7 protein-coding genes and 1 pseudogene are annotated in these 6902 nt (G+C 70.8%); 4 read left to right on the top strand and 4 right to left on the bottom strand.

Annotation, left to right across the window (positions count from 1 at the left end; translation table 11 throughout):
* The 3 genes and pseudogenes from INE98_RS01730 to INE98_RS01720 form a co-directional block, all read left to right on the top strand.
* A pseudogene (locus INE98_RS01730) lies at positions 1-280 on the top strand (hypothetical protein); the annotation flags it as partial.
* Positions 281-384: 104 nt separating this feature from the next.
* Positions 385-1872, top strand: a complete 1488-nt coding sequence (locus INE98_RS01725; protein WP_293536042.1) for an AlkA N-terminal domain-containing protein — start codon at positions 385-387, stop codon at positions 1870-1872.
* Positions 1869-2444 (top strand): methylated-DNA--[protein]-cysteine S-methyltransferase, encoded by a 576-nt coding sequence (locus tag INE98_RS01720; protein ID WP_293536041.1) that lies wholly within the window; start codon positions 1869-1871, stop codon positions 2442-2444. Before INE98_RS01725 ends, INE98_RS01720 begins: the two co-directional genes overlap by 4 nt.
* Here INE98_RS01720 and INE98_RS01715 read toward each other — a convergent pair.
* Genes INE98_RS01715 through INE98_RS01705 form a run of 3 tightly spaced genes read right to left on the bottom strand, consistent with a single transcriptional unit; the run spans position 2336 to position 4546 of the window.
* The gene (locus INE98_RS01715; protein WP_293536040.1) at positions 2336-3010 is read right to left on the bottom strand and encodes a GNAT family protein; all 675 of its coding nucleotides are present in this window, start codon (positions 3008-3010) and stop codon (positions 2336-2338) included. The genes INE98_RS01720 and INE98_RS01715 overlap by 109 nt on opposite strands.
* Positions 3007-3492: a GNAT family N-acetyltransferase gene (locus INE98_RS01710; protein WP_293536039.1), complete on the bottom strand. Its 486-nt coding sequence runs from the start codon at positions 3490-3492 to the stop codon at positions 3007-3009. The genes INE98_RS01715 and INE98_RS01710 overlap by 4 nt, the downstream gene beginning before the upstream one ends.
* Positions 3482-4546, bottom strand: a complete 1065-nt coding sequence (locus INE98_RS01705; protein WP_293536038.1) for an MBL fold metallo-hydrolase — start codon at positions 4544-4546, stop codon at positions 3482-3484. Before INE98_RS01705 ends, INE98_RS01710 begins: the two co-directional genes overlap by 11 nt.
* Before the next feature lie 187 nt (positions 4547-4733).
* On the opposite strand from INE98_RS01705, the gene INE98_RS01700 reads away from it, so the two are divergent.
* Positions 4734-6056 carry a hypothetical protein gene (locus INE98_RS01700; RefSeq protein WP_293536037.1) on the top strand — a complete coding sequence of 441 codons (1323 nt, stop codon included), beginning with the start codon at positions 4734-4736 and terminating at the stop codon, positions 6054-6056.
* Between the two features lie 78 nt (positions 6057-6134).
* Here the strand turns inward: INE98_RS01700 and INE98_RS01695 are convergent.
* Positions 6135-6902, bottom strand: a 768-nt coding sequence (locus tag INE98_RS01695) for a thiamine pyrophosphate-dependent enzyme (protein ID WP_293536036.1), incomplete at its 5' end; no start/stop codon positions are given.

Raw genomic sequence — 6902 nt, 5'->3', positions numbered from 1 at the left:
GATCCGCGCCGACCAGCCGGCCCGCTTCTCTGTGGCCATGGTGGCGCCCGCCGCCGCCCACGTCTCGGGCCAGATCTTCGGCGCCTCGGGCGAGAACATCATCCTCTACTCCCAGCCCCGTCCGGTCGAGACCGTGACCAAGCCTGAGGGCTGGACGGTCCAGTCCATCCTGGACGAGGCCGTGCCGAAGATGGCGCCCAAGTTCTTCGACCTGAACCGCGGCCCCCTGCCGGGTGGCAACAACGCCCAGCAGCCGGCGGCCGCCAAGCCCGCGTCCTGAGACCAGCTCCCCGGCCAGGCCCTGACCTGGCCGGGGACGCCGACCGTGGAATCGGCGTCCGAAAACCGCCAGACATTCGCCTCGGAAGAGACCATGCTGAGGCCATGGATCTGGATCCCGCCGCCAGTTTTCGCGCCTTCGCCACCCGGGATGTCCGCCTCGACGGGCAGTTGTTCGGGGGCGTGGTTACGACCGGAATCTACTGCCGGCCCGTCTGTCCGGCCCGGAAGCCCCGGCCGGAGAATGTGCGCTTCTTCAGCTCGGCGGCGGCGGCGCAGCTTGCTGGCTTCCGGCCCTGCCTGAGATGCCGCCCGGAAGCCGCGCCGGAGCTCGGCGCCTGGAACGGGACCGCCAACACGGTTTCGCGCGCCCTCGCCCTGATCGACCTCGGGGCCCTGGACAACGGCGACATGCAGGACCTGGCAGGGCGCCTGGGCGTGGGAGAGCGACATCTCAGACGCCTGTTCCAGGAGCATCTGGGAGCCTCCCCGGTCGCTGTGGCCCAGACCCGGCGGCTGCATATGGCCCACCGACTGATCCGGGAGACCGGACTCTCCATGTCAGAGGTCGCCCTCGCCTCCGGCTTCGGCAGCCTGCGGCGCTTCAACGAGGCCTTCCGGGCCGCCTGTGGCCGGACGCCCTCAAGCCTGCGCCGCCGCCCCGGCGCAGAGGCGGGCCTGTCCGACGGCGTCACCCTGCGGCTCGCCTACCGACCGCCCTACGACTGGCCCCGGATGCTGCACTTCTTCGCCCAACGGCAGGTGGAGGGGGTCGAGCGGATCGACGGCCAGGCCTATGTGCGGACCCTGGCGGTCGCAGGCGCCGCCGGCGTGGTCCGGGTCGAGCCCGGGCGGGGCGACACCCTGTCCGCCAGTCTCTGGTTTCCGGACCTCCGTGTCCTTCCCCGGGTCCTGGCCCAGGTTCGCAGGGTTTTTGACCTTGCCCTGGACCCTGAGCCCGTGCGGGCGCATCTCGGCGAGGATCCTGAACTTGGCCCCCTGGTCACCCGGCATCCCGGTCTTCGGGCGCCCGGCGCCTGGGATGGCTTCGAGACGGCGGTCAGGGCCATCCTTGGCCAGCAGGTGACGGTGGTCGCCGCACGGGGTCTGGCCAGCCGGCTGGCGGCCGACCATGGCGCGCACATCGACACCGAGTCCGCTCGCCGGTTCGGCCTGGACCGGCTGTTTCCCGGACCGGAACGCCTCGCCAGCATCGACCCGGAGTCCCTGCCCATGCCCCGGGCGCGCGGCAGGGCCCTGGCGGCCATCGCCCGCCTGGCGAGGGAGGATGCCCAACTGTTCGCTCCGGGCCAGGATCTCGAAGGCGCCGTCGACAGGCTCTCGGCCCTCCCCGGGGTGGGCGCCTGGACCGCCCAATACATCGCCATGCGCGCCCTTCGCGAGCCGGACGCCTTCCCGCATTCGGACCTGGCCCTCCTGAGGGCGGCTGCAGACCCGGAAGGTCACAGGCCCACCCCCGAAGCCCTTCTGGCGCGGGCTGAGGCCTGGCGTCCCTGGCGGGCCTATGCCGCCGCCCATCTCTGGGCGAAGGACGCCGACGTCGCATCCCCCCGCAAAGGACCCGCCGAATGAAGATCGACGCGCCGCCGCCCCGCCGACTGACGGTCTCGGAGGTCTCCTCACCCATTGGCCGGATCGAGGTGATCCTCGACGAGGCGGGGATCCTCCGGGGCCTCGACTTCGGCTCAGGCCTGCCCCGCATCCGCCAGCGCATGGCGCGCCTGTATCCCGGGCCTTCCCTGGAGACGGGTGCGGCGCCGCCTCGCGTATCCGAGGCCCTGGGCGGATATTTCGAGGGCGATCCGGACGCCCTGGCCCGGCTCGACTGCGCCACGGCGGGGACCCTCTTCCAGGAGCAGGTCTGGACGGCCCTGTGCGACATCCCCGGGGGCGCGACCCGAAGCTATCTCGACATCGCCATCCAGGTCGGCGCGCCCCGGGCCGTCCGGGCGGTGGGCCTGGCGAACGGCGCCAATCCCGTGGCCCTGCTGATCCCCTGCCACCGGGTGATCGGCCGATCCGGCGCCCTGACCGGTTATGCCGGAGGGCTGGAGCGCAAGGCCTGGCTACTGGCTCGCGAAGAGGCGTCTTCAGGGCCGGAGGCGCGGCCCCGGCGCCAGTCCTCCAAGGTCATCTCCCAGTAGCGGGAGCGGCGGAGGGTCCCGTCGGGCCGGCGGCTGTCGCGCTCACCCATGGGGCGGAAGCCGGCGGCCTCGATCACCCGGGCGGAGCGCACATTGTCCAGCGCCGCCGTCAGGCCGATCAGCCGCACGCCCAGCACCTCGAACATCCAGCCGAAGGACCGGGCGGCGCCCGCCGTTCCCTGCCCCCGGTTCTGCCGGTCGGCCCGGGTCGCCCCGGCGAGCTCAGCCGAGGACCGGCCCGGCCAGATGCTGAAGCGGGAATAGCCTGCGACCTCTCCGTCCTCGTCCAGGGAGAGGATAAGTATGGCCTCGCCCGCCGCCTGGAGGGCCGCCGTCTCCTCGATCCAGGCCCGGACGCTGGCCTCGGTGATCGGCCGGGGCAGGTCGTAGATCGGATCCGAGACCCGGGGGTCGGCCAGCATCCGGGCGAGGGAGGCTGCTTGGTCCGGCGTGGCGAGAATCCGGTCGGGGCCCAGGCTGGCGGGGTCCACCTCCCGCACGCGACGACGGATGTCGGCCTCTTCCTCAGCAGTCGCGCGGATGACGGTGACAGGGGGGTCGCTCATGTCGCCAGGGCCTCAAGGGCGGCGCCGGTCAGGCGCCGGGTCGTCCAGTCGTCCATCGCCAGGGCTCCGAGGCGGTCGTAGAAACCTATGGCCGGAGCGTTCCAGTCCAGCACCGACCATTCCAGCCGCGCAAGGTCTTCGTCGGCGCAGCGCCGGGCCAGGGCCTTCAGCAGGGCCAGTCCCGCCCCCGCCCCCCTGCGTTCCGGCCTGACAAAGAGGTCCTCCAGCCAGATTCCATGCCGGCCACGGAAGGTCGAATAGCTGTAGAACCAGAGCGCGAAGCCCACGGGAACGCCCCCGATCTCGGCGATGTCGCAGAAGACCCGCGGCGCCGGGCCGAAGAGGTCCCTCTCCAGGTCGGCCGGGGTGGCCCGCGCCTCTTGCGCCAGCCGCTCGTACTCCGCCAGGTCCAGGATGAAGCCGTGGATGGTCGCCAGGTCGTCCGGCCCGGCCTCCCGGACCCGGACCGCCTCAGACGGCACGGTACCAGTCCACCCCGGCCTCGTCCTGAGTGCGGACGGCCTGGCCCCGGGCCAGAAGGCAGTTGAGGTGGGCTAGGCTCTCGCCGGTGGCCATGCCCAGGGTCCAGCGATCGATCTTGCGCCTGAAGAGGATGTGGAAGGTGTCGATGGCGCGCTTGGGCTCGGCCAGCAGCTTGTGCAGGCGGGTCAGGCTGCGTTCGTGCCCGCCGATCAGGTGGTCGATCCGGGCATGGAGGCCATGAAAGGGCTCATTGTGCGCGGGCAGGACGAGGACATCATCCGGCACGATCGTGCGGATCCGCGCAAGCGAGGTCAGCCAGTCCGTCAGGGGGTCGCCCGCCGGCTCGGTCGGGAAGACCGAAACGTTGGAGGTGATCTTGGGCAGGACCTGGTCGCCGCTGATCATCAGCGCCAGGTCCGGGCACCAGAGGCAGGCGTGCTCGGGCGAATGCCCTGAACCGACAACCACCCTCCAGTCATGGTCGCCGATCCGGACGACATCGCCGTCGGACAGGCGATGGAAGCTGTCGGGCAGGGCGTGGAGGCTCTTGCCGAACCCGCCGAACCTGGCGCGGTAGTCCTCGAGGGCTTCCTCGTCCCAACCCGCGGCGCGATAGAAGGTCAGGGCATCCTCCGGCGCCTCGCGGCCAGTGTCGGCCGACAGGGACCGGCACATCAGGAACTCGAGCCGGGTGATCCAGAGCCGGCACCCGAACTTTCGGGTCATCCAGCCGGACATGCCGATGTGGTCAGGGTGCATGTGGGTCACAAAGACCCGGGTCACCGGGAGCCCCTCGAGGGGGCCAGCCAGGGCCTTCCGCCAGGACTCCCGCGTGGATTGGCCGCCGAGGCCGGTGTCGACGATCGCCCAGCCCTCCGCCTCGCGGATCGCCCAGACGTTGATCCAGGCCAAAGAGCCGCCCAGCGGCATGCGCAGCCACTTGACCCCGGGCGCGACGTCCACCGCCTCGCCCTGGTCGGGACCACCGGGAAAAGGATAGGTGATCTTCGCCTTGTGGGCCTCCAGGACCGGATCTTCGAAACCATCGCGCATGAACGGGACTCCTTGGCCCGCCACTTTCGGCCCTTGGCGCCCCGGGATCAAACCCAAATCCCTGCAAGGCCGCCCAGAAACCGTCACAGGAGGATGGGATGTCGACTCGCGGTCATGGCGTCTTGCCGTTCTGGCCGCCTAGGGATTAAGAGCCTTGGGAACAGAGACCCCCGGAGGGAACCCCAAGATGAAACGCGTCGCAATCGGCCTGGGCACGGCGGCCCTGGTCCTGGCACTCGGGACGGTCGCTGCCGTCTCGTCCACCAAGAGAGAGCAAGCCGCCCTCGCCGCCGCGCGCACGCAAGGCATGGCCGAGGCGCCTGCCATCGCCCAGGCGGCAGGGATCGCCTGTCAGGTTACCGACGCCCGATTCGTCGGCAGGACGAGCGACCCCAAGACCAAGGTTGTCACCAACTACTATGAGATCGACTGCGACCGCGGCGTCGGTTTCGTGCTCCAGGCCGCAGCGGGGGCGCAGCCCTCTGCCTTCACCTGCATCGAGGCGAACACCCCTCTGGCGGACGGCAAGCCGCCTTCCCTGCCCTGCAAACTGCCCGGGAACGCCAATCCTGTCGCGGACCTGGCGCCGATCCTGGCCAAGGCCGGCGTGGCCTGCACGCCGGACGCCGCACGCGGTATCGGGCAGACGACCAAGAACACCTTCCTCGAAGTCTCCTGCCAGGGGGGCGTGGGCTACGTGCTCCAGGCGGGCGCGCCCGCCAATCCCGACAGCGACGTCGTTGCGAACGACTGCCTTGTCTTCGACGCCAATGACGGCAACATCAAGTGCACCCTGCGCGACGCAGCCTCCCGCCTCGCCGTGGTCGACCGGTTCGCCGCTGCGGCGAACAACGGCTGCACGGTCAAGGGTCGTCGCTACATCGGCCTGTCCCAGGCGGGCGCCAGCTATTACGAAGCCGCCTGCGAGGACGGAAAGGGCTACATCTACAAGGTCGAGAAGGGCGAACTCGCCCAGACGACGCCCTGCGAGAAGGCGATGGGCCTGCTCGGCGGCTGCAGCCTGACCGACGCCAAGGAAGCGCAGACCGCCCAGGCGGGCCTGTATTCCAACCTCGCCAAGAAGGCCGGTTTCGACTGCCAGGTCGCCAAGTACGCGCCCTTCCCCGCGCCCTCGGGCAGGGATGTCGTCGAGCTGGCCTGCGGGAACCGTCCCGACGGCGCGGTCGGCATCTTCACGGCCAGGGCTGAGACCACCCAGGTGGTGGACTGCGCCCGCGCCCCGGTCGTGGGCTACCGCTGCTCCTTCTCCAAGCCGGAGGCGTCCTTCAAGGCGGTCACGGCGGACCTGAAGAAGATGGGCCGGAACGAGTGTGAAGTCTCCGCGGTCCGTGTGCTCGGCAAGACCGCTGCGGGCACGACCTATCTCGAGACCGCCTGCGCCGACGGCCTCAAGGGCTACATCCTCGAGTACAAGAGCGAGCCGCTGACGCCGATCAATGCGGTGGGCTGCGCCTTCTCCAAGGACTGCGCCCTGCCTGGCAACAAGTAGGGCCGGCTCACCCCGGAACGACGAGGGCCCGCGGGATTGCTCCCGCGGGCCCTTTTCGTTGCGCCCCGGGGTCGGGACTCAGATCGCCGCCTCGATGAAGCGCGGACCGCGCTGGGCCATGGCGCTGGCGAAGGCGGCCTCGAAGGCCTCGCCGGTCTCGCAGCGGACCGCCTCGACGCCCAGGCCGCGGGCCAGGGACACCCAGTCGATGTTGGGATCACCGAGATCCAGCAGCTTGCGCGCCGAGGGCCCGGCCTGGCCGGCCCCGGTGCGGCTCATCTCGATGTTGAGGATGCGATAGCTGTGGTTGGCGAAGACCACCACGGTCACGTCCAGCTTCTCGCGGGCCATCGTCCAGAGGCTCTGCACGGTGTACATGGCCGAGCCGTCACCGTTCAGGGAAACGACCTTCCGGTCCGGGCAGGCCACCGCCGCGCCGATGGCCATGGGACCGCCAATGCCGATGGCGCCGCCTGTCAGGGCGAGGACCTCGTGGGGAACCGTGGTCATGCAGGGCACGGCGACCCCGCCCCCGGAGGTGACCGCGTCGTCGCAGAGGATGGCGCCCTCGGGCAGGTGACGGGCCACGGCGACGCCGCAGGCCTGGGGCGTCAGGGGCCCCGAGGCCGGGCTGGCCGGGCGCTTCAGGGGCTGGGTCGGCCCGGAAGCCGGAGCGCCAAGGGCGTCCGCCAGGGCCTGCAGGGCCGCTGCGGCGTCGGTCGCCCGGTCCGCCAGGGACAGGGTGGCGCACCCTTCGGGCACCAGCACGCTGGGCCGGCCGGGATAGGCGAAGAAGGCCACTGGCTGGGTGGTGCCGGCGAAGACCATCAGGTCGGTCCCGGCCAG

It is taken from the genome of Phenylobacterium sp., assembly GCF_020253645.1.
Taxonomy (GTDB): Bacteria; Pseudomonadota; Alphaproteobacteria; order Caulobacterales; family Caulobacteraceae; genus Phenylobacterium.
Note: the sequence above shows the minus strand (reverse complement) of the source record. Positions and strands in the feature narration are given on the sequence as shown.

What these genes read in the sequence shown, in the direction of transcription:
- INE98_RS01725 (WP_293536042.1), top strand. Translation starts at nt 385, where the DNA reads ATGGATCTGGATCCCGCCGCCAGTTTTCGCGCCTTCGCCACCCGGGAT.
- INE98_RS01720 (WP_293536041.1), top strand. Translation starts at nt 1,869, where the DNA reads ATGAAGATCGACGCGCCGCCGCCCCGCCGACTGACGGTCTCGGAGGTC.
- INE98_RS01715 (WP_293536040.1), bottom strand. Translation starts at nt 3,010, where the DNA reads ATGAGCGACCCCCCTGTCACCGTCATCCGCGCGACTGCTGAGGAAGAG.
- INE98_RS01705 (WP_293536038.1), bottom strand. Translation starts at nt 4,546, where the DNA reads ATGCGCGATGGTTTCGAAGATCCGGTCCTGGAGGCCCACAAGGCGAAG.
- INE98_RS01700 (WP_293536037.1), top strand. Translation starts at nt 4,734, where the DNA reads ATGAAACGCGTCGCAATCGGCCTGGGCACGGCGGCCCTGGTCCTGGCA.